The organism is Streptomyces sp. NPDC085927 (assembly GCF_044540975.1).
Lineage (GTDB): Bacteria > Actinomycetota > Actinomycetes > Streptomycetales > Streptomycetaceae > Streptomyces > Streptomyces hirsutus.
Genome location: NZ_JBITSN010000001.1, coordinates 999,472 through 1,019,914, shown reverse-complemented (window position 1 = coordinate 1,019,914; position 20,443 = coordinate 999,472). Strand labels below are relative to the sequence as shown.

General features: G+C 72.4%; 20 protein-coding genes. 9 read left to right on the top strand and 11 right to left on the bottom strand.

Going from position 1 to position 20,443, the window contains the following annotated elements; all coding sequences use genetic code 11:
• Positions 1-101 precede the first annotated feature (101 nt).
• On the bottom strand, positions 102-998 hold the full coding sequence (locus ACIF80_RS04715; RefSeq protein ID WP_399799241.1) for a DUF3558 domain-containing protein: 897 nt from the start codon (positions 996-998) through the stop codon (positions 102-104).
• Positions 999-1,212: 214 nt separating this feature from the next.
• Here ACIF80_RS04715 and ACIF80_RS04710 point away from each other — a divergent pair, with 214 nt between their 5' ends.
• Entirely contained in the window at positions 1,213-2,406 is a 1,194-nt protein-coding gene (locus ACIF80_RS04710; RefSeq protein WP_399799238.1) for an RtcB family protein, read from the top strand.
• A gap of 63 nt (positions 2,407-2,469) precedes the next feature.
• Here ACIF80_RS04710 and ACIF80_RS04705 read toward each other — a convergent pair whose 3' ends face one another.
• Both ACIF80_RS04705 and ACIF80_RS04700 read right to left on the bottom strand, forming a co-directional pair.
• Positions 2,470-3,246, bottom strand: a complete 777-nt coding sequence (locus tag ACIF80_RS04705; protein ID WP_399799236.1) for an SDR family NAD(P)-dependent oxidoreductase — start codon at positions 3,244-3,246, stop codon at positions 2,470-2,472.
• Positions 3,247-3,421: 175 nt separating this feature from the next.
• Positions 3,422-3,757 (bottom strand): YnfA family protein, encoded by a 336-nt coding sequence (locus tag ACIF80_RS04700; RefSeq protein ID WP_399799233.1) that lies wholly within the window; start codon positions 3,755-3,757, stop codon positions 3,422-3,424.
• Between the two features lie 96 nt (positions 3,758-3,853).
• Here ACIF80_RS04700 and ACIF80_RS04695 point away from each other — a divergent pair, with 96 nt between their 5' ends.
• The 6 genes from ACIF80_RS04695 to ACIF80_RS04670 all read left to right on the top strand — a co-directional run bounded on the left by ACIF80_RS04695 (position 3,854) and on the right by ACIF80_RS04670 (position 11,859).
• On the top strand, positions 3,854-4,939 hold the full coding sequence (locus ACIF80_RS04695; protein WP_399799230.1) for an LLM class flavin-dependent oxidoreductase: 1,086 nt from the start codon (positions 3,854-3,856) through the stop codon (positions 4,937-4,939).
• Positions 4,936-5,589, top strand: a complete 654-nt coding sequence (locus ACIF80_RS04690; protein ID WP_399799228.1) for a CE1759 family FMN reductase — start codon at positions 4,936-4,938, stop codon at positions 5,587-5,589. The genes ACIF80_RS04695 and ACIF80_RS04690 overlap by 4 nt, the downstream gene beginning before the upstream one ends.
• Positions 5,590-5,910: 321 nt before the next feature.
• Positions 5,911-6,723 carry a response regulator transcription factor gene (locus ACIF80_RS04685; RefSeq protein ID WP_399799226.1) on the top strand — a complete coding sequence of 271 codons (813 nt, stop codon included), beginning with the start codon at positions 5,911-5,913 and terminating at the stop codon, positions 6,721-6,723.
• Between the two features lie 192 nt (positions 6,724-6,915).
• Complete coding sequence (locus tag ACIF80_RS04680; protein ID WP_399799223.1) at positions 6,916-8,295, top strand: ATP-binding protein; 1,380 nt, start codon at positions 6,916-6,918, stop codon at positions 8,293-8,295.
• A 221-nt stretch (positions 8,296-8,516) separates the two neighbouring features.
• Positions 8,517-9,785, top strand: a complete 1,269-nt coding sequence (locus tag ACIF80_RS04675; protein ID WP_399799221.1) for an ArgE/DapE family deacylase — start codon at positions 8,517-8,519, stop codon at positions 9,783-9,785.
• Between the two features lie 199 nt (positions 9,786-9,984).
• Positions 9,985-11,859 (top strand): sigma-70 family RNA polymerase sigma factor, encoded by a 1,875-nt coding sequence (locus tag ACIF80_RS04670; protein ID WP_399799219.1) that lies wholly within the window; start codon positions 9,985-9,987, stop codon positions 11,857-11,859.
• Between the two features lie 175 nt (positions 11,860-12,034).
• Here ACIF80_RS04670 and ACIF80_RS04665 read toward each other — a convergent pair whose 3' ends face one another.
• The 4 genes from ACIF80_RS04665 to ACIF80_RS04650 all read right to left on the bottom strand — a co-directional run bounded on the left by ACIF80_RS04665 (position 12,035) and on the right by ACIF80_RS04650 (position 15,361).
• On the bottom strand, positions 12,035-12,826 hold the full coding sequence (locus ACIF80_RS04665; RefSeq protein ID WP_399799217.1) for an ABC transporter permease: 792 nt from the start codon (positions 12,824-12,826) through the stop codon (positions 12,035-12,037).
• Positions 12,823-13,827 (bottom strand): ATP-binding cassette domain-containing protein, encoded by a 1,005-nt coding sequence (locus tag ACIF80_RS04660; protein WP_399799214.1) that lies wholly within the window; start codon positions 13,825-13,827, stop codon positions 12,823-12,825. The genes ACIF80_RS04665 and ACIF80_RS04660 overlap by 4 nt, the downstream gene beginning before the upstream one ends.
• 81 nt (positions 13,828-13,908) lie before the next feature.
• Positions 13,909-14,754, bottom strand: a complete 846-nt coding sequence (locus ACIF80_RS04655) for a DUF4097 family beta strand repeat-containing protein (protein ID WP_399799211.1) — start codon at positions 14,752-14,754, stop codon at positions 13,909-13,911.
• A gap of 85 nt (positions 14,755-14,839) precedes the next feature.
• Entirely contained in the window at positions 14,840-15,361 is a 522-nt protein-coding gene (locus tag ACIF80_RS04650) for a toxin-antitoxin system HicB family antitoxin (RefSeq protein WP_399799209.1), read from the bottom strand.
• A 580-nt stretch (positions 15,362-15,941) separates the two neighbouring features.
• On the opposite strand from ACIF80_RS04650, the gene ACIF80_RS04645 reads away from it, so the two are divergent.
• On the top strand, positions 15,942-16,487 hold the full coding sequence (locus ACIF80_RS04645) for a DUF4396 domain-containing protein (protein ID WP_399799206.1): 546 nt from the start codon (positions 15,942-15,944) through the stop codon (positions 16,485-16,487).
• A 123-nt stretch (positions 16,488-16,610) separates the two neighbouring features.
• Here the strand turns inward: ACIF80_RS04645 and ACIF80_RS04640 are convergent, their stop codons facing one another.
• Entirely contained in the window at positions 16,611-17,174 is a 564-nt protein-coding gene (locus ACIF80_RS04640) for a rhodanese-like domain-containing protein (RefSeq protein ID WP_399799204.1), read from the bottom strand.
• A gap of 74 nt (positions 17,175-17,248) precedes the next feature.
• On the opposite strand from ACIF80_RS04640, the gene ACIF80_RS04635 reads away from it, so the two are divergent.
• Complete coding sequence (locus ACIF80_RS04635; protein WP_399799202.1) at positions 17,249-17,527, top strand: metal-sensitive transcriptional regulator; 279 nt, start codon at positions 17,249-17,251, stop codon at positions 17,525-17,527.
• Between the two features lie 25 nt (positions 17,528-17,552).
• Here ACIF80_RS04635 and ACIF80_RS04630 read toward each other — a convergent pair whose 3' ends face one another.
• The 3 genes from ACIF80_RS04630 to ACIF80_RS04620 are packed head-to-tail and all read right to left on the bottom strand — an operon-like array spanning position 17,553 to position 19,956.
• Entirely contained in the window at positions 17,553-18,305 is a 753-nt protein-coding gene (locus ACIF80_RS04630; RefSeq protein WP_399799200.1) for a sulfite exporter TauE/SafE family protein, read from the bottom strand.
• Positions 18,302-18,556 (bottom strand): rhodanese-like domain-containing protein, encoded by a 255-nt coding sequence (locus ACIF80_RS04625; RefSeq protein ID WP_399799198.1) that lies wholly within the window; start codon positions 18,554-18,556, stop codon positions 18,302-18,304. The genes ACIF80_RS04630 and ACIF80_RS04625 overlap by 4 nt, the downstream gene beginning before the upstream one ends.
• A 35-nt stretch (positions 18,557-18,591) precedes the next feature.
• On the bottom strand, positions 18,592-19,956 hold the full coding sequence (locus ACIF80_RS04620; RefSeq protein WP_399799196.1) for a rhodanese-like domain-containing protein: 1,365 nt from the start codon (positions 19,954-19,956) through the stop codon (positions 18,592-18,594).
• Between the last annotated feature and the right edge of the window lie 487 nt (positions 19,957-20,443).

Below are 20,443 nucleotides of genomic sequence, written 5' to 3'. Positions count from 1 at the left end.
GGTCAAAACGGGGTCCAGGGGGTCACGGTACGCGGTGAGCCCACCGTGTGGTCTTCCTTCGGACGCTTCGCGCAGGGCCGTGAAGGAGGCGTGGACGAGGCTCAGCCGCCCAGCGAATCGGCCAGCAGAGAGGCCAGTTTCCGTGCCCTGTCCTGCATTTCCTCGCTGTCCGGGACGGTGCCGACGGTCACCGGCTGCTCCGCGTACTCGATCGTCACGATCACGTTGGACGTGCGGAACGCCACAGTCACCGAGCGCTGCTTGACGGTCGATCCGGAGCTGCTCAGCTCGTCGTCGATGAAGGCCTCGTCGCCGAATTCGTCCAGGAGGCGGGGCTGGAGGTCGGCGGGCGGGACGGACGGCGACGCGGGGGAGGACTCGCCCTCGGACGGCGAGCCGGAGCCGGAGGTCTTGGTGGCCGCCGCGGCGTCGGCACCGGAGGGGCGGGCCGAAGGGGACGAGGACGCGTCCGGATCGGCGGACGCGCTGCCGCCGTCCTCACCGGCCTCGTCGTCCGTGCCCGCGGAACCGGACTCGGTGGCCGTCGGCTCCGGAAGGCCCGCCGCCGCCCGCTTCGTCGCGAAGAGCTCCTCGGCCTGGTTGTCGTCGCTGACGGCGTTGTCGTAGGAGAAGACCCGCTCGAAGTCGACCACCAGGCGGTTGGTGGCCTCGGCCGACTCCACCTTCCAACTGCAGCCCACCTTGCGGTCGGTGTCGTACGTGAGCGTCGCCTCGCCCGCGTACGCCTTCGTCCGCCGGGCCTCGTCGGTCATCTCCCCGATACCGGGCAGGAGTTCGTCGAGCGTCCCGGTACCGACCGCGCCGCAGGGCTCCGGAAGCGTGGCGTACCTGCCGGGCTGGGCCGCCTGCGACGCCGTCCCGGCGCTGCCCGGGTTGGAGTTGTCCGACCGGCTCCCGTCGCCCGAACTGCCGGTGCATCCGGCCAACAGGGCCGCGAGGAGCGCGGCGACGCCGGGTACGTAGGCCCTCCGCTGCACGGCCGGGCTCCTCTCGACGGTGGGCGCGGGCCTCGGCCCGCCGGGTCTACCAGTGTCCTTGCTGCTTATTCGCTTGCCGCACGGGGGCACCCCCGGCAGACAATGTGTATCGCACGCACTGCCGTGAACGCCGGTCCGAAGTCCCTTTCGTCGACCCTGGCGACGGTTTTTGCGCTTTCGGACTTCTGTTGCTTTTCGGGGGAATGAGGAAAATATGTCGTACGTGGAAATGCCGGGTGCGAAGGTGCCGATCCGCATGTGGACGGATCCGGCGTCGGTGGAGGAGGTCGCCCTCCAGCAGTTGCGGAACGTGGCGACCCTGCCCTGGATCAAGGGCCTCGCCGTGATGCCGGACGTGCACTACGGCAAGGGGGCGACGGTCGGCTCGGTCATCGCGATGCGGGGCGCGGTGTGCCCGGCGGCGGTGGGGGTCGACATCGGCTGCGGCATGTCGGCGGTGAAGACGTCCCTGACGGCGAACGACCTGCCGGGCGACCTGTCCCGGCTGCGCTCGAAGGTCGAGCAGGTGATCCCGGTCGGGCGCGGAATGCACGACACCCCCGTGGACCCGGCCCGCCTGCACGGGTTCGCGACCGGCGGCTGGGACGACTTCTGGGGGCGGTTCGACGGGGTGGCGGAAGCGGTCAAGTTCCGTCACGAGCGGGCCGGCAAGCAGATGGGGACACTGGGCGGCGGAAATCATTTCGTCGAAGTGTGCACGGATACGACCGGTTCTGTCTGGTTGATGCTGCACTCCGGTTCCCGGAACATCGGCAAGGAACTCGCCGAGCACCACATCGGCGTGGCCCAGAAACTCCCGCACAACCAGGGCCTGGTCGACCGCGACCTCGCCGTCTTCGTGGCGGACACCCCGCAGATGGCGGCCTACCGGAACGACCTGTTCTGGGCCCAGGAGTACGCGAAGCGCAACCGTTCGATCATGATGGCGCTCCTGAAGGACGTCATCCGCAAGGAGTTCAAGAAGGCGAAGCCGGCCTTCGAGACGGAGATCAGCGCGCACCACAACTACGTGGCCGAGGAGCGCTACGACGGAATGGACCTGCTCGTCACCCGCAAGGGCGCGATCCGCGCGGGCTCCGGCGAGTTCGGGATCATCCCGGGCTCCATGGGCACGGGTTCGTACATCGTCAAGGGCCTCGGGAACGCCGACTCCTTCAACTCGGCGTCCCACGGCGCCGGCCGCCGGATGAGCCGCAACGCGGCGAAGCGGCGCTTCTCGACCAAGGACCTGGAGGAGCAGACGCGGGGCGTGGAGTGCCGCAAGGACTCCGGTGTCGTGGACGAGATCCCGGGCGCGTACAAGCCGATCGAGCAGGTCATCGACCAGCAGCGGGACCTCGTGGAGGTCGTGGCGAAGCTGAAGCAGGTCGTCTGTGTGAAGGGCTGACCAGGACCTGTCCGGCATGGTCCGACGTGATCCGCCGGACAGGACCCGGGCGTCGGTGCCGTCTCACCGTTCCCGGTGGACCTTGCTGTTCGACGCCTGGGCGCGCGGGCGGACGACCAGCAGGTCGATGTTGACGTGGCTGGGGCGGGTCACCGCCCAGGTGATGGTGTCGGCGACGTCCGCCGCGGTGAGGGGCTCGGCGACGCCCTCGTACACCTTGGCGGCCTTCGCCTCGTCGCCGCCGAAGCGGGTGAGGGCGAACTCGTCGGTCTTCACCATGCCGGGCGCGATCTCGATGACGCGGACGGGCCGGCCGACGATCTCCAGGCGCAGGGTCTCGGCGAGGACGTGGGCGCCGTGCTTGGCGGCGACATAGCCGGCGCCGCCCTCGTAGGTGGAGTGCCCGGCGGTCGAGGACACGACGACGACCGTGCCGTCGCCGCTCGCCTCCAGCTTGGGCAGCAGGGCCTGGGTGAGGTGCAGGGTGCCGATGACGTTGGTCTCGTACATCCGGCGCCAGTCCTCCGGGTCGCCGGTCGCGACCGGGTCGGCGCCCAGCGCTCCGCCGGCGTTGTTGACCAGGACACCGACGGTTTTGAACGCGGTGGCGAACTCGTCGACGGCCGCGCGGTCGGTGACGTCGAGCGGATACGCGGTCGCCGTGTGGCCCGCCGCGTTCAGCTCCTCGGCGAGCGCCTCGATCCGGTCCTTGCGGCGGGCGGTGAGGACGACGCGGTAACCGGCCTCGGCGAGTCCGCGTGCCGTGGCGGCCCCGATCCCGCTGCTCGCGCCGGTGACGACGGCGATACGCGACGCTGCGGACGGTGTTGCGGCGGCCATGGGGTTCCTCCACGCGGGCGACTGCGGTGCCGGGCCCGGCCAGGATATGCGGGAGCGGATGGTCCGCCGGGGCGGCCCCGGACCGCGCGGGCACACGGGTGCATGGGTGCACGGGCGAGCGAGTACGCGAGTGCGATGGCCACGGGGTGCGGTGGGGGCGGTGGGCCCGTGGGGGTCAGCCGTTGCGCGGGGCCCACATGATCACGGCCATCCCGGCCAGGCAGATCAGCGCGCCGGCGATGTCCCAGCGGTCCGGGCGGTAGCCGTCCGCGACCGCGCCCCACAGGAGGGAACCGGCGACGAAGATGCCCCCGTACGCGGCGAGGACCCGGCCGAAGTGCGCGTCGGGCTGGAAGGTCGCGACGAATCCGTACGCGCCGAGGGCGAGGACACCGCCGACCGCCCACATCCAGCCGCGCTGGTCCCGTACGCCCTGCCAGACCAGCCAGGCGCCGCCGATCTCCAGGATCGCGGCGAGGACGAACAGGGCGGCGGAGCGGGCGATCAGCATGCGGACAGCTTCACACGCGGGGTTTCGGAATAACGGGGGCAGGGGGCCCGTTCACGGGTATAGTTGAACCGTCAACAACCTGGAAGGTGAGCGGCCATGCAGTTCGGGATCTTCAGCGTCGGTGACGTCACGCCCGACCCGACCACGGGGCGTACCCCCACCGAGCGCGAGCGGATCAAGGCCATGGTCGCCATCGCGCTGAAGGCGGAAGAGGTGGGTCTGGACGTGTTCGCCACCGGCGAGCACCACAACCCGCCGTTCGTGCCGTCCTCGCCGACGACCATGCTCGGCTACATCGCCGCACGCACGGAGAAGCTGATCCTCTCCACCTCGACCACCCTGATCACCACCAACGACCCGGTGAAGATCGCCGAGGACTTCGCGATGCTCCAGCACCTGGCCGACGGCCGGGTGGACGTGATGATGGGACGCGGCAACACCGGGCCGGTCTACCCCTGGTTCGGCAAGGACATCCGCGAGGGCATCAACCTCGCCATCGAGAACTACGCCTTGCTGCACCGCCTGTGGCGCGAGGACGTCGTCAACTGGGAGGGCAGGTTCCGCACCCCGTTGCAGGGCTTCACCTCCACGCCCCGCCCGCTGGACGACGTACCGCCGTTCGTCTGGCACGGGTCGATCCGCTCGCCCGAGATCGCCGAGCAGGCCGCGTACTACGGCGACGGCTTCTTCCACAACAACATCTTCTGGCCCGCCGACCACACCAAGCGGATGATCGAGCTGTACCGGGCCCGGTACGCGCACTACGGGCACGGCACGCCCGAGCAGGCCATCGTCGGCCTCGGCGGCCAGGTGTTCATGCGGAAGAACTCGCAGGAGGCGGTGCGCGAGTTCCGTCCGTACTTCGACGTCGCCCCCGTCTACGGGCACGGGCCCTCGCTGGAGGAGTTCACCCGGCAGACCCCGCTGACCGTGGGTTCCCCGCAGCAGGTCATCGAGAAGACGCTGTCCTTCCGCGACTACGCGGGCGACTACCAGCGTCAGCTGTTCCTCATGGACCACGCGGGACTGCCGCTGAAGACCGTGCTCGAGCAGCTCGACCTGCTCGGCGAGGAAGTCGTGCCGGTGCTGCGCAAGGAGTTCGCCAAGGACCGCCCGGCCGACGCGCCGGACGCCCCGACCCACTCCTCGCTGCTGGCCGGCCGGGAGGTGACCAAGGTATGAGCGTCGTCGTCGTATCGGCCGGGCTGAGCGTGCCGTCGTCCACCCGGCTGCTCGGGGAGCGGCTGGCCGCCGCGGCCACCGGCCAGGCCCCGGCCGATGTGCGGGTGATCGAGCTGCGGGACCTCGCGGTCGACATCGCGCACAACTTCACCAGCGGTTTCCCGGCGCCGGCACTCGCCGACGCGATGGACGCCGTGACCGGGGCGGACGGGCTGATCGTGGTCACGCCGGTGTTCTCGGCGTCGTACAGCGGACTGTTCAAGTCGTTCTTCGACGTGCTCGGCGTACGGGACCGGGAGGCACTGGCCGGCAAGCCGGTGCTGATCGCCGCGACCGGGGGCACGCCCCGGCACTCGCTGGTACTGGAGCACGCCCTGCGCCCCCTCTTCGCCCACCTGCGCGCGGTCGTCGTCCCCACGGGGGTGTACGCCGCGTCCCAGGACTGGGGCGACAAGGGCCTGGACGCCCGGATCGAGCGGGCGGCGGGCGAGCTGGCCGCCCTGACGGGCGCGCTGTCGGCCGCCTCCGGCGGTACGGACGGCGCCGGTGCGATCAGTGTCACGCGCGGGGGCGTGGCCGACGACAAGTTCGACGCGCGCAACGTGGTGCCGTTCGAGGAGCAGCTGGCCGCGCTGCGGTCGGCGGGCTGAGCGCACCAGGACGTCGAACGCGTCGAACGTGCCGAAGGCGCAGCAGGTGCCGAAGGCGCTGAGTGCAGGACTCCCGGCGGTCTTCCCTGGACAGTGGCCGTCGGGTGAGGCGACCGGTCCCCTCCGGTTCCGGTCGCTCGCGAGGTTCCGGTCGTGGGCGGGGACGCCTGCGACCGGACCGCGGGCAGGGCCGTGCGTCGGACCGCGACGGGATCACGGACCGTACGGCAGCCCGAGGGAGTGGGCGGGAGGGCCGAGAAGGCGGCGGTGTCCGGGCCACCGGTCGTTCGCCGGGGCGGCGGTCCTTGGCAGACTGGCACCGTGCCCCCTACCGCGTCCCACACCCCCACCGTGCTGCTCGCCGAGGACGACCGTGCCATCCGCAACGCCCTGGAGCGCGCCCTGACCCTGGAGGGCTACCGGGTCACCGCGGTCGCCGACGGAGTCGAGGCGCTGGCCCAGGCCCACCGCAGCCGGCCCGACGTCCTCGTGCTGGACGTGATGATGCCCGGCATCGACGGGCTCCAGGTGTGCCGGGTGCTGCGCGCCGAGGGCGACCGCACCCCCGTACTGATGCTGACGGCGCTGGTGGAGACCGCCGACCGGATCGCGGGGCTGGACGCGGGCGCCGACGACTACGTCGTCAAGCCGTTCGACGTCGAGGAGGTCTTCGCCCGGCTGCGCGCCCTGCTGCGCCGGGCGGCACCCGCACCCGGGCCCGTCGAGTCGTCGACGCGGAACTCGGCGCCCGAGACCCCTGGAACACCCAGGAACTCCGGGACACCCAGGAACTCCGGGACGCCGGACGGGCGGCCGGGCGCCCCGGCGGCCGGGCGGTTCGTCGAGGCGGCCGGGCTGCACATGGACCCACGGGCGCGCCGGGCCTGGCGGGGCCAGCGGGAGCTGGAACTGACCCGGACCGAGTTCGAGCTGCTGGAGCTGCTGATCCGCAACGCGGGCATCGTCCTCGACCATTCGACCATCTACGACCGCATCTGGGGCTACGACTTCGGCCCCGGTTCCAAGAACCTCGCCGTCTACGTCGGCTATCTGCGCCGCAAACTCGACGAACCCGGGGCGCCGCAGCTGATCCACACGGTGCGCGGGGTGGGTTACGTGCTGCGGGAGGACTGAGTGGCGCACGGCACCGCCGGCGCCCCGGGCGCCTCGCCTACTCCGGGCGCCTCGCCTACTCCGGGCACCTCACGTGTCCCGGGTACGTCGCGCGCTCCGGGTGCGTCGCGCGCTCCGGGTGCGTCGCGCACGTCGGGTGCCCCGGCCGGACGGCGTCGGCTGCGGCTGCTGTCGCTCGGCACCAAGTTCGCGGTGGCCTTCGCCGCCGTGACGGCCACGGTCACCGTTCTGGTCGGCATCCTGTCGTACGGCGCCGCCGCCCGGCTGCTGCGGGTGGACCAGCAGATGGTGTTCGACGAGGTCGTGCAGGACCTGCGCGGCGAGGTCCGGACGAACCGGATGTCACCGGTCGACTTCTCCTCCGCCGCCCCCGGCCACGACCTGGTGCGGCCCGCCCGGACGGACGTCCAGGTGCTCGGGCCGGACGGCCGGATCGTCGACCCGGGCGACCCGGGGCTGCCGGTGGTCGCCGCCGACCGCACGGTCGCGGGCGCCGCTACGGCCGGGCGGGTGGTCGAGCACGCGGACGTCGACGTCGGCGACGACATCTACCGCGTCGCGACCGTCGCGCTGGGCGACGGCCGGGGCGCGGTGCAGATCGCGCAGGAGTTCAGCGACACCGAGGACCTGCTGCGGACCCTCCAGCGGCGCACGCTTCTCCTGATGGCGGCGGTGGTGGTCGCGGCCGGTCTGTTCGGCTGGTGGCTGGCCCGGCGGATCACCCGCCGCCTGGTCGTCCTCACCGCCGCCGCCGAGGACGTCGCCCGCACCCGCCGGCTCGGCATCCAGGTGCCCGTCACCGGTCACGACGAGGTGGGGCGGCTCGGCCGCGCCTTCGACCGGATGCTCGGCCGGCTCGCCCAGTCCGAGGACGACCAGCGCCGGCTCGTCCAGGACGCGGGCCACGAACTGCGCACCCCGCTCACCTCCCTGCGGACCAACATCTCCCTGCTGCGCCGTATCGACGAGCTCCCTCCCGACACCCGTGAGGATCTCGTCGCCGACCTCACCCAGGAGGCCCGTGAGCTGACCGACCTGGTCAACGAACTCGTCGAACTCGCGGCCGGCCAGTCCGACACCGAGCCGCCGTGCCGGGTCGACCTCGCCGGCATCGCCGAGGACGTGGCCGAACTGGCCCGGCGCCGGGGCGGACGCGAGATCACCGTCCACGCGAGCGGCGACACCACGACCGACGGACGGCCCGGAATGCTGACGCGCGCGGTGTCCAACCTGGTCGAGAACGCCGTCAAGTTCGACCGGAACGGCACCGCGCCCATCGACATCACGGTCGCGGGGCCCGCGCGGCCGGGCACGATACGGGTGGAGGTCCGCGACCGGGGACCCGGCATCGCCGCAGGTGATCTGGTCCGCGTCTTCGACCGCTTCTTCCGCGCCGCCGACGCCCGCTCCCTCCCCGGTTCGGGCCTCGGCCTGTCCATCGTCCGCGAGGTGGCCCTGGCCCACGGGGGCGCCCCGTACGCAGTCCGCCGGCCCGGCGGCGGAACGGTGATCGGCTTCACGGTGGGCGGCGGCACGCTGACGGACCCCGCCGACGAGGACCTGGGCCCCTGACGTGCCGGGCCGGTGCCGGTGCCGGTGCCGGTGTCAGTGCCGGTCCCGTGTCGCCGTCGCCGTTGCCGGTCCCCTGCCGTGGCCGTTGCGGTCACCGTCACCGTCACCGTCACCGTCACCGTCACCGTCGCCGCTGCCGTCGCCGCGTACGGACCGTCGGAGGCGAGCATGTATGCGAGCGGGGGCGCTCCGTACGCGCCCCGAAGGGGAGGAGTGGCGACGTGCTGACCGATGAGGAGACCGCCGCGCTGGCGGCGATCGACGAGGCGGCCCTGGGGCGGACCCTGCTGGAACTGATCGGTGTGCCGAGCGTGACCGGGAGCGCCGCCGAGTCCGAACTCCAGCACCAACTGGCCGGCCGGCTGGAGTGGATGGGGATGGAGGTCGACCTGTGGTCCATGGACCTGCCCGCGCTGCGCGCCCACCCCGGTTTCCCGGGCATGGAGGTGCCCCGCGAGGAGGCGTGGGGCCTGGTCGGGACCACCCCCGACGGCGGTGACGGGCCCACCCTGATCCTCCAGGGCCATGTCGACGTCGTACCGCCCGGCGACCCCGAGGCCTGGGGGGACGGTGACCCGTTCGTCCCGCGCGTGACCGGGGACGTCGTGCACGGACGCGGTGCCTGCGACATGAAGGCGGGGCTCGCCGCGCACCTCGCCGCCCTCGCCGCGATACGGACGGCCGGGATACGCCTGCGCGGCCGGGTCGCCGCCCACTTCGTCGTGGGCGAGGAGGACGGCGGCATCGGCGCGTTCGGCACCCTGGAGCGCGGGCACGGGGGCGACGCCTGCGTCATCGCCGAGCCCACCGCGGGCACCCTGATCACCGCGAACGCGGGCGCGCTGACGTTCCGGCTCGCGGTGCCCGGCAAGGCGGCGCACGGCAGCGCGCGGGAGCAGGGGGTGAGCGCGGTCGACGCGTATCTGCCGCTGCACCGGGCGCTTGCCGACCTGGAGGCCGAGCGGAACCGGGACCCGTCCCCGCTGCTCGCCGAGTACCCGATCCCGTACGCGCTGTCGGTGGGCACCGTACGGTCCGGGGACTGGGCGAGCAGTGTGCCGGACCTGCTGGTCGCCGAGGGCCGGCTGGGCGTACGCCTCGGCGAGGACCCGGCCGAGGCGCGCGCCGACCTGGAACGGTGCGTGGCCCGGGCCTGTGCCGCCGACCCCTGGCTGCGCGACCATCCGGCGACGGTGACCTGGCCGGGCGGCCGGTTCGCGAGCGGCCGGCTGGAGGAGGGACACCCGCTGCCGGACGTCGTCGGCGCCGCGTACACGGACGCCACGGGCGGCCCGGCCCTCCGGCAGCGCGGGGCGACGTACGGCAGCGACCTGCGGCACTACACCGGCGCGGGGATACCGACGCTGCAGTTCGGGCCGGGGGACATCGCGGTGGCGCACAGCGCGCGCGAGCACGTGTCCCTGCGGGAGACGGTGGCGGCGGCCCGGACCCTGGTGCTCACGGTGCTCAGGACGGTGGGGACCAAGTGAGGCGGACGGTGACGACGCTCACTGTCCCGCACGGGGCCCTGTGCCACACTCGCCCCGTCGTGGTCGAACGCGCGTACGCACGCGGGGGTGTGCGCGTGCCGGAATGACTCCCGCGCTTTTTGTTATCCGGCCCTCGGTGACGGCTCTCCTCTTGTGACAGCGCAGTACGAGCCAGGACCGAGAAGGAGCGTGGACGAGCGTGGCAGCGAGCAGCGAACCCGGCAGGGAGACGGTCGAGGCCGCACGGCGCGGCGACATGCGGGCCCAGGACGAACTCGTCGCCGCCCACCTCCCGTTGGTCTACAACATCGTGGGCCGGGCCCTGAACGGGCACCCCGACGTGGAGGACGTGGTGCAGGAGACCATGCTCCGCGCCCTCGGCTCGCTCAACTCGCTGATGGACCCCGGCAGCTTCCGGTCCTGGCTGGTCGCCATCACCATGAACCAGATACGCCACCACTGGCGTGCCGAGAGCCAGGGCCGGGCGGCGCCGGTCGGTTCGGGCCTGCACGACGCCTACGACATCGCCGACCCGGGGGCCGACTTCGTCGACCTGACGATCCTGCGGCTCGGACTGGAGGGGCAGCGGCGCGAGGCCGCCGAGGCCACCCGCTGGCTGGAGCCCGACGACCAGGACCTGCTGTCGCTGTGGTGGCTGGAGGCGGCGGGCGAGCTGACGCGGGCGGAGGTCGCCGCCGCGCTGGAGCTGTCGCCGCAGCACACCGCGGTGCGGGTGCAGCGGATGAAGGCCCAGCTGGAGACGGCCCGGCTGGTGGTGCGGGCGATGTCCGCGCAGCCGCGCTGCGTCCTGCTGGACGACATGACCCTGGCCTGGGACGGCGTCCCCTCGGCCCTGTGGCGCAAGCGCATCGCGCGCCACGCCCGGGACTGCACCGTCTGCGCGGGCTTCCAGTCGGGGCTGGTCCCGGCGGAGGGCCTGCTGGTCGGACTGGGCCTGGTGCCGGTGGCGGCGGGCCTGCTCGCCGCTCTCGGCGCCGGGACGGCGGAGGCGGCGCCGATGTCCTTCGCGGGCCACGCGACGGCGGAGCCGGGGGACATGGCGACAGAGCCGTACGGAGACATACCGACAGGGCCATACGGGGACATACCGACAGGGTCGTACGGGGACGTGCCAACGGGGTCGTACGGGGACGTGCCGACGGAGCCGTATGGAGACACGGGCGGCCCGGCGTCCACCGGCTCCCCGGCCGAGACCTTCGGGACGGTGGAGGTGGGCCGACGCCGTACGAACCACGGCGAGAACCGCCCCGCCGGCGACCGTGCGAACGGCCTCGCGGGCAGCCGCACGCAGAACCGCGCACGGAAGAGGCGGAGCAGGAACATCGCGGCCGTGGCCGCGGCGCTGCTGGTCACCGGCGGCGCGATATCCGGGTGGGCCCTCCTGGCACCGGACGGCGAGGCGGACAAGGTGCAGTCGGCCTCCACCGGCCGCCCCGGCTCCACCGCGTCCGAGCCTGCGTCACCGAGCCCTTCCCCCTCCGCGTCCGCCACTGCCTCCGCCTCCGCGTCGTCCTCACCCTCGGCCTCCGCCTCTCCGGACGCGTCACGCAAGCCGAAGTCCTCGGCCACACCGAGTTCCGGAGCGGCCCGTACGAAGTCCGCCGCCGCGGCCCCCGTACAGCCGGAGAAGACGTCGGCGCGCCCCGAGCCGGCGCCGCCCACCGCGCCCGCGGCCGCTCCGGGAGGAACCCAGGCCGCCCAGGTCCTGGCCCTCACCAACACCGAACGGGCCGCGGCGGGCTGCTCGCCGGTGTCGCTCGACAACCGGCTGAACAAGGCGGCCCAACTGCACAGCGAGGACATGTCCGCCAACAACTACTTCTCGCACACCGGGCAGAACGGCAGCAGTTTCGTCGACCGCGTCACGGCGCAGGGCCACCCGAGCCCGGGCGCCGAGAACATCGCCCGCGGCCAGGGCTCCGCGGAGAGCGTCATGGAGGCGTGGATGAACTCCGAGGGCCACCGCGCGAACATCCTCAACTGCTCGCTCGAAACAATGGGCATCGGCGTGGTCACGAGCGACTGGACCTGGACCCAGGTGTTCGGCCGCTGATCGGGCCCGCCATGCCGTCGCCCCGGCCCGGCCGTTCCGGGGAAACACCGGTGCTCACGTCGCTTCCCGGCCCTGCGGGGGACCCGGAGGGCCGGGAAGCGACGTGAGCACCTGGCATGGCATGTTTCAGTGTGGTTTGCTGTGAAATTTCACCGCTGTGGTGAGCGGGGCGGGCTCAGCGTGTGGTGCCCCGGTTGAAGAGGGAGCGTGACCACACGTACCCGACGAGGGCGATGGCGGCGCACCAGGCGAGCGCGATCCACGCGTCGTTCCCGATGGCGCTGCCGGTGAGCAGACCGCGCAGTGTCTCGGTCATCGGCGTGAACGGCTGGTACTCGGCGAACCAGCGCAGCCCCGGCGACATCGAATCGGCCGGCACGAACGTGGAGCCGATGAACGGCAGGAACTGGATGATCAGCGGCTTGTTGCTGGCCGCCTCGACCGTCTTGGAGATCAGGCCGAGCGCGACCGACAGCCAGGTCAGGGCGAAGGCGATGGCCACCAGCAGCCCGAGCGCGGTCAGCCACTCCAGGACGTTCGCGTCCGGCCGGAATCCGATCGCGAGCGCCACCCCGACGACCACCGCCACACCGAACACGGTCTGGATGACGCTGCCGAGCACATGCCCCGTCATGAACGACGAACGCGTGATGTTCATGGTGCGGAAACGGTTGATGATGCCCTCGGTCATGTCGGAGCAGACGGCGATCGAGGTGGACATGGACCCGGCCGCCACCCCCATGATCACGATGCCGGGCGTCAGATACTCCAGGTACACGTCCCTGCTGGCGCCCGCGCCGCCGATGCCGGCGCCGATCGAGTCCCCGAAGGCGTACACGAACAGCAGCAGCATCATCACCGGGAGGGCGGCCGAGCCGAGCGACACGGACGGATAGCGGATCGCGTGCTTCAGGTTGCGCCGCAACATGGTCGCCGAGTCGTGCACGGCGTAGGTGAGAGAGCTCATCGCAGGGTCTCCTTGGCGTGAAGGGTGCTGCCGGTGCTGTCGCCGCCGGTCAGGGCGAGGAACACGTCGTCGAGGTCGGGGGTGTGCACGGACAGGTCGGCGGCCCGCACCCGGGCCTCGTCGAGCCGGTCGAGCAGGCCGCGCAGGGAGCCGATGCCGCTGTCGCCGGGGATGCGCAGCGCGAGCGCCTCGGCGTCGCGGGCCGCGGCCGGGAAGACGGCCGCCGCCCGGTCGTACTCGCTTTCGTCCGTGAACCGCAGCCGCACATGGCTGCCCGGGATACGGGACTTGAGTTCGTCGGCGGTGCCCTCGGCGACGATGCGCCCGCCGTCGAGCACGGCGATCCGGTCGGCGAGCTGGTCGGCCTCCTCCAGGTACTGCGTGGTGAGGAAGACCGTGACCCCGCCGGCCACCAGGCCGCGCACCGTCTCCCACATGGTGCGGCGGCTGCGCGGGTCGAGCCCGGTCGTCGGCTCGTCCAGGAAGATCACCTCCGGGTCGCCGACCAGCGTCATGGCGAGGTCGAGACGGCGCCGCATGCCGCCGGAGAACGTCGCCGCCCGCTTGTGCGCGACCTCGGCGATCTCGAAGCGTTCCAGCAACGCCTTTGCGCGACCGCGCCCTTCGCGCTTACCGAGCCGCAGCAGATCGGCCATCAGGAGCAGGTTCTCCTCGGCGGTGAGCAGATCGTCGAGCGCGGCGAACTGCCCGGTGACACCGATCGCGGCGCGCACTCCGTCGGGCGAGGCCGTGACGTCGTGCCCGGCCACCTGGGCCCGGCCGCCGTCGGCGGAGACCAGCGTGGACAGGATCTGCACGGTGGTGGTCTTCCCCGCGCCGTTCGGACCGAGCAGGGCGAAGACGCTGCCGGCCGGGATGTGCAGGTCGATGCCGTCGAGTACGACCTTGTCCCCGTAGGACTTGCGCAGGCCGATGGTGGAGACGGCGCAGGGGGCGCCGTCCATGGAGGGATTGGACATGGGCATGACAGAGGTGGGCATGGCCCTCTCCTGGAGTGAAGGTGTGAAGTGGGGCGGGGCGATGGGGGCGTCGGGTGGTGTCGAGGCGCGTGTGGGGACGGGTCAGACGGCGGCGCGTCGGACCTCGATGTCGCCGTAGCGCGTACGGGCCCGCACCTCCACCTTGTCCTCGGTCTCCCCCGCGCTGTCGGAGGCGGTCAGCAGGTTGCGTACCCGGCCGTGCCCGGAACTCGCGTCCAGCCAGGCGGCCGTACCGCCCCGCACCCCGATCTCGATGTCACCGGAGGAGGTCTCCAACTCCACCGAACCGCGGGCCACTTCGTCGACCCGGAGCATCCCGTGCGCGGTGGTGGCACGCACCCCGGCGCCGGCCCGTCCGACGGTGATGTCGCCGTTGGCGCCGCTGATCCTGGCCTCTTCGGTGACGGTGCCGACGGTGGTCGTACCGTGCGAGTTCTTCAGCACGGCACCGCCCTCGACGGCGCGCATGCGGATGCTGCCGAAACCGGTCTGCGCCTCGACGTCGCCCACGGCGTGGTCCACCGTGATGCGCCCGTACGAGGTGTGCAGGTGCAGCGGTCCCGTCTCGGCCAAGTGGATGTCGCCGGACGAGCACTTCACCCGTACCTCGCCCAGCCGCCCCTCGGCGCGGAAGTCGGCCCCGGCCACGTCCGACTCCACCTGGGAACCGGCGGGGAGTTCGACGACGATGTCCACGGACGGCGGCCGGCCGAACAGCGAGCGCTGCTTGGGAGCCTTGATGTGCAGCCGCCCGCCCGCGTACGTCACCTGGGTCTGCCCGGCGAGCCGGACGTCGCCGTCCCGCTCGGGGTCGGTGGGCAGCACCTCCACCACGGTGTCGGTGCGGTCGTCGGCGAGGAACCGCAGGTCTCCCGCGCCGAGTTGAACGGTCACTGCAATCGGTTCCGGGGTCTCGAAAGAAGGCATGGCTGTCCCGTCCTTTGGCTGCTCGCGAAGTTCTCGAAGTCTGTGTCCGTACGGCGGTGCGGTGCGGTCCGGGCCCGGGTGGGGCCTAGCGCACCCAGCCGGTGTACTGCTGTCCGCCGCTCCTGTTCGACGTGGTGGAGCGGGCTCGGATGTCGCCGCTTTCGACGGCCGAGTTCACCGCGCGCACCAGCCACGCGTTGACCGACAGGCCCTCGCGTGCGGCCGCCTCCTCGGCGCGCGCCTTGAGGGGGGCCGGAAGGCGCAGATTGACCCGCGCGGTGGTGCCGTCCTCGTCGGCGGGCACCGGGGCCGGGGCCTTCAGCGGTTCGGGCCGGCCGGCCGGCCTCTCGAAACCGGCGTCACCCGGCGGCGGTGTCACGACGAAGTCGGGGTCGAGTCCGCGCAGCCGTACGTCGACCGAGCCGGGGGCGAGTTCACGGGTGATCTCGTCCATGGCGGCGGACAGCACGTTCAGCAGTGTCAGCCTGGTCGCCGACTCCAGCGGAGCGGTCAGCCGCTCGGCCAGTTCGCGGGCGTCCTCCCCACCGGCTTCGGCGGCCACCGCGAGTTCCCGGCGGAGGGTGTCGACATACGGCGTGAGATCCATGACGCCATAGTGGCACCTGTTTGGCACCATTGGCAAGCCCGGATGGCGAGTTGGCGCCTCGCGATGGTGTCGCGAATCCCCTGCGGCCTTGGTTTCCGCAGGTGGGGGCAGGGGGGTGGGGCGGTGCGCAAAGGTGCCGGGATGGCGCCGGAGTGGCTGATGTCGGCTTCGATGGCGCCGTGTGGCGCTTGACTGGCACCATGTGGCACCGAATGGCGCCGTGTGGCGCCACGTGGCGTCATGTGATGTCGAGTGGCGCCATGTGAGGCCGTCTCGACTGTCGAGTGGCGCCATGTGAGGCCGTCTCGACTGTCGAGTGGCGTCGCGTCGAGTGCCGCGGACCCTGGTGGGTTCCGGTGTGCGCGACCGGCTGCGGTCGTGCGTGGACCGGTCGACTGCTGCCGGACGAACCCCTGGCGCCGTACGGGTGCAGGGCCTCGCGGGTGGCGGGTGCGGCCTCGCCCCGGCCGTCCCGGTAGGTGGAACGCCACCTCCGAAATACCCCAGGGGGGTATGTGGTTGAGGGTGTGGAACCCGGCGATGCAAGGGACCACACTGGACGCGAAGGGGGATGAAGGTCATGGACCACGCAGCGCACCACGCCGGTGCCGGACACGACCACGCCGACCGCGCCGACCATGTCGACCACGCCGACCACTCCGGCTGTGTCGGCCACGGCGGGCATACGTCCGGGACGTCGTGGGCGACGGCGGCGAGGGCGACCCTGCACTGCCTGACCGGCTGTGCCGTCGGCGAGATCCTCGGCATGGCCATCGGCACCGCCCTGCTGTGGGGCAACGTGCCCACCATGGCCCTGGCGATCGTGCTCGCCTTCGTGTTCGGCTACTCCTTCACGCTGTTCGCGGTGCGCCGGGCCGGCCTGGGCCTCAAGGCCGCGATCAAGGTCGCGCTCGCCGCCGACACCGTCTCCATCGCCGTGATGGAACTCGTCGACAACGGCATCATCGCCCTGGTCCCGGGCGCGATGGACGCCCACCTGTCCGAGGGGCTCTTCTGGTCGTCACTGCTGGGCGGCTTCGTCGTCGCCTTCCTGGTCACCACGCCGGTGAACAAGTGGATGATCGGCCGCGGCAAGGGGCACGCCGTCGTCCACGCCCATCACTGACGCCCATCCCCACCGGGACCGCGCCCGGGACACCCCGCACCGGCGAGGGTGTCCCGGGCGCGGCGGTGTCCACCGCCTGCTCCGGACGGAAGACCCCGGGCGCCCAGGGGGCGTCGGTGGGCGTTACCGGCCGAGGGCGTCGAGGGTGGCGTCGAGGTCGGTGGCGCGGGGCTGGTTGTGGGGGAGTTTGGCGAGCAGGGCGGCCATGCCGCAGGTGTTGGTGGCGGCGGAGAAGACCAGGCCGGCGCCGACGGCGGCGGACAGCCGCCGGGCGGACGGATACCGGGTTCCCAGGGCGAGGCCGGTGACGACCAGGGCTCCGGCGGCGAGGCGCACCTGACGCTCCATGGGCCAGGCGGCCTTGCCGGTGTCGCGGTCGGCGGGGTGGCCCTGCTGGATCCAGGCGGTGGTGCCGCCGGTGAGGGTGGCGGCGGGGATGTCGGCGGCGGCGAGCTGTTCGCAGGCGGTGGCGGAGCGGTTGCCGGAGGCGCAGACCATCAGCAGCCGGCCGCGGGCGGCCGCCGTCTTGAGGGCGGGGAGTGCGGTGCGCAGGTGGTCGAGGGGGATGTTGTGGGCGCCGGGGAGGTGGCCGGAGGCGTATTCACCGGGGGTGCGTACGTCGATGACGGTGTAGTGGTGCAGCTCGTCGGCGGCCTGGGCGGGGTCGAGAGCGGTGGGGGTGTTCACGTGCTGGGATTCCTTTTCTCGGAGGGTGTCAAACGGACTAGAATACCCGAGGGGGTATCGATTCAGGAGGAAACGTGGAGCTGGAGATGGCGGCCGACGAGCTCAAAAGCGTGCTCAACCGGCTGCGGCGGGCTCAAGGGCAGATCGCCGGGATCATCAAGATGATCGAGGACGGCCGGGACTGCGAGGACGTGATCACGCAGCTCGCCGCGGTCTCCAGGGCGCTGGACAGGGCCGGGTTCGCGATCATCGCCACGGGTCTGCAGCACTGCCTGGCCGAGGGCGGGCAGCAGGCCGGCGACCGGGAGCAGATGCGGGCGAGGCTGGAGAAGCTCTTCCTCTCCCTTGCCTGAGGTGCGGGTCTGTCCGAGGTGCGGGTCATGTCAGCGTGTCGGCGAGCATGAAAGCGGCCACGGCCAGCAGTACCAGCGCGAACACCCGCTGGAGGCGGGGTCCGGAGACTTTGTCCGCGAGGCGTCTGCCGTCCCAGGCGCCCAGGATCGCGGCCCCCGTGAACGGACCGATGACCGCCCAGTCGAGTGTGACGGCGGCGCCGGAGCGGGTGGCCAGGGAGGCCAGGGAGTTCACGGTGATGACCAGCAGGCTGGTGCCGACGGCGGCCTGCATCTCGAAGGCCAGCACGGTGACCAGGGCGGGGACGGCGAGGAAGCCTCCGCCCACCCCGAGCAGACCGGTCAGGGCGCCCAGCCCGGCGCCGGTTCCCGCGGCCTTTCCCGGGTGCGTCCGCCGGTTGCCGGCCCCGGATCCGGTGGTGGCCGGCCGCAGCATGCGGGCCGCGGCCAGGGCGGCGATGACGGCGAACGCGGCGGTGAGGACCGTCTGGGGCAGGCGGGCGGCAGCGGCTCCGGCCAGCGCCGCGGGCAGGACGCCGGCGGCGGCGAACGCCGCACCGGCCCGCCAGCGCACATGACCGGCGCGGGCGTGGGCGTACAGGGCCGTCAGCGAGGTGGCGGTGACGATGAGCAGGCTTGCGGTGGTGGCTGCCGCGGGGGTGAAGCCGAGCAGGTAGATCAGGACCGGGACGGCCAGGACGCTGCCGCCGCCGCCGAGGGCACCCAGCGCCAGGCCGACGACGGCCCCCGCGATCAGGGCCAGGACCAGGGCGCTCACGCTGTGCGGCCGCCTTGTCCGCGCTCTTCGGCCACCGGCCGTCCTGCCCCGGCCCGGGTGTTCATGCCGCCGGTGACGTCCACGGCGTCGACGCCCCGTGCGGCCGGCAGCTCGGCGGCCTGCTGCGAGCGGTGCCCGGCCCGCCGCTCGGGTGTCTCGCGTACGTCCAGCAGGGCGGCGGTGCCGGCGCTGCTGCGGGCGTGGACCTGTTCGGGGGTGAGGCGGCCGGAGCCGCGGCGGAGGAGGAACATCACATGCCTTCGCTGTGCGGGTGGGAGCAAGGTGTTCACGGGCGGGTGAGGGTCAGCCCCGCGCCGGCGACGGCCTCGAAGCCGTCGTCGACCGCGACGACCCGGCGCCCGCTCGCGTCCAGCAGGGAGGCGGCGATCGCCGCGCGCATCCCACCGGCGCAGTGCACCCACACCGTGCCGTCCGGAACCTCGCCGAGACGGCTGCGCAGTTCGTGGACCGGGATGTGCACCGAGCCCTCGACATGTCCCTCGGCCCGTTCGGAGTCGCGACGCACATCGAGCACCACCACCTGCTCACCCCGTTCGAGGGCGGCGGCCAGGTCGGCGAAGGTCGCCCGCGGGAACGAGGCGAGCTCCTCCCCGGCGCGCACCCAGTCCGTCGGGTCGCCGGTGGCGGCAGCGGCCGGCCGGTCGATGCCGACCCTGACCAGCTCCCGCTGCGCGTCGGCGATCTGCGCGGGCGTCCCGGCGAGCAGGGTGACGGGCTTGCCCCACGGGATCAGCCAGGCCAGGTAGGTGGCGAGCTTGCCGTCGCCCTCGAAGTTGAAGGAGCCGGCCACGTGCCCTTCGGCGAAGGCGACCCGGCTGCGCAGGTCCACCACCCACTCACCCGCCGCCAGCCGCTTCGCGATCTGTGCGGCGTCGGCGGGCTCGGGCGGGGTCAGGTCGACGGGTGCGGGGCCGTCGGCGTTGGCCGGGCCCATGTGCGCGTAGTAGGCGGGCACGTCCTCCAGTCCGGACAGCATCCGCTCGACGAAGGTGTCCACGTCCAGAGTGAGGGCGTCGTTGTCGGTGCGTTCCCCGCCGATCGTGGTCGCCTCCCCCTCGGCCTGGGAGGAGGAGCAGAAACTTCCGAACCCGTGCGTGGGCAGCACCGGTACCTCGTCGTCCAGCGCGTCCACGAGCCGGTGGACGGAGGCGTGCTGGGCACGGGCCAGCCGCTCGGTCAGCCGGGGCTCCACCAGATCCGGACGGCCCACCGAGCCGATCAGCAGCGAGCCGCCGGTGAACACCGCCACCGCGCGTCCGTTCTCCTCCAGTGCGTAGGAGGTGTGGTGCGGGGTGTGGCCCGGGGTGGCGATCGCGCACAGCACCAGGTGCTCGTCCACCTCGGCCGTGTCGCCGTCCGCGACGGGAGTACGGGAGTGGGAGACGTCCGCGGCGGCCGGGACCAGGTAGCGGGCGCCGGTGAGGCGGGCCAGGTCCAGGCCGCCGGTGACGTAGTCGTTGTGCACGTGCGTCTCCGCCACGTACGCGATCCGTACCCCCCGCCGGGCAGCGGCCGCGATCACCCGGTCGACGTCGCGCGGCGGATCGACGACGACCGCGGCCTGCGGACCGCCGGCCAGGTAGCTGCGGTTGCCCAGGCCCTCGAACTCCAGAGTGTCGATGAAGAACACAGGTATGGCTCCTTCCCGGAACGGTGTACCCCCGGGGGTATCTGTCCTTCACCCTAACAGGAATACCCAGGGGGGTATTTTTCGAGGTGGAATGATCCCGTTTCCGATGCTTCTTCCAAGGCTCCGGGCGTCCACTGCGGCACCGGAGGGCAGGGGTGCCCGCATCGCCGAGGGGGCGGCGCACCGTCCGCCTCGCCCCCCTCGGTACGGAGGGGCTGGGTTGGCCGATCCGTCCGGTGCGGGGGGTGGGCGCCCCGTGCCGGACGGAGCTTCTCGGAGGGGACCTCCCGGCCGGCTGCGTCCGGCAGGGGCGGGAGCTCAGGGACCGGCCGGGATGGTGGAGACGGCGACGCCGGTCACGAAGCCGCCCGGGACACATCGGTGCCCTGGGCGGAACCCATGTGCCCGCAATGCGGTCCGGCCGCCTGAAGGCCCCTTCCGGCACGCGGACATGAAGAGGGCGGGACCCGAAAGTCCCGCCCGGTAT

Coding starts and splice junctions, on each gene's coding strand:
- ACIF80_RS04665 (WP_399799217.1), bottom strand. CDS start 12,826: ATGAGCTCTCTCACCTACGCCGTGCACGACTCGGCGACCATGTTGCGG.
- ACIF80_RS04655 (WP_399799211.1), bottom strand. CDS start 14,754: ATGCCTTCTTTCGAGACCCCGGAACCGATTGCAGTGACCGTTCAACTC.
- ACIF80_RS04645 (WP_399799206.1), top strand. CDS start 15,942: ATGGACCACGCAGCGCACCACGCCGGTGCCGGACACGACCACGCCGAC.
- ACIF80_RS04625 (WP_399799198.1), bottom strand. CDS start 18,556: ATGTTCCTCCTCCGCCGCGGCTCCGGCCGCCTCACCCCCGAACAGGTC.
- ACIF80_RS04700 (WP_399799233.1), bottom strand. CDS start 3,757: ATGCTGATCGCCCGCTCCGCCGCCCTGTTCGTCCTCGCCGCGATCCTG.
- ACIF80_RS04695 (WP_399799230.1), top strand. CDS start 3,854: ATGCAGTTCGGGATCTTCAGCGTCGGTGACGTCACGCCCGACCCGACC.
- ACIF80_RS04690 (WP_399799228.1), top strand. CDS start 4,936: ATGAGCGTCGTCGTCGTATCGGCCGGGCTGAGCGTGCCGTCGTCCACC.
- ACIF80_RS04660 (WP_399799214.1), bottom strand. CDS start 13,827: ATGCCCACCTCTGTCATGCCCATGTCCAATCCCTCCATGGACGGCGCC.
- ACIF80_RS04705 (WP_399799236.1), bottom strand. CDS start 3,246: ATGGCCGCCGCAACACCGTCCGCAGCGTCGCGTATCGCCGTCGTCACC.
- ACIF80_RS04650 (WP_399799209.1), bottom strand. CDS start 15,361: ATGGATCTCACGCCGTATGTCGACACCCTCCGCCGGGAACTCGCGGTG.
- ACIF80_RS04710 (WP_399799238.1), top strand. CDS start 1,213: ATGTCGTACGTGGAAATGCCGGGTGCGAAGGTGCCGATCCGCATGTGG.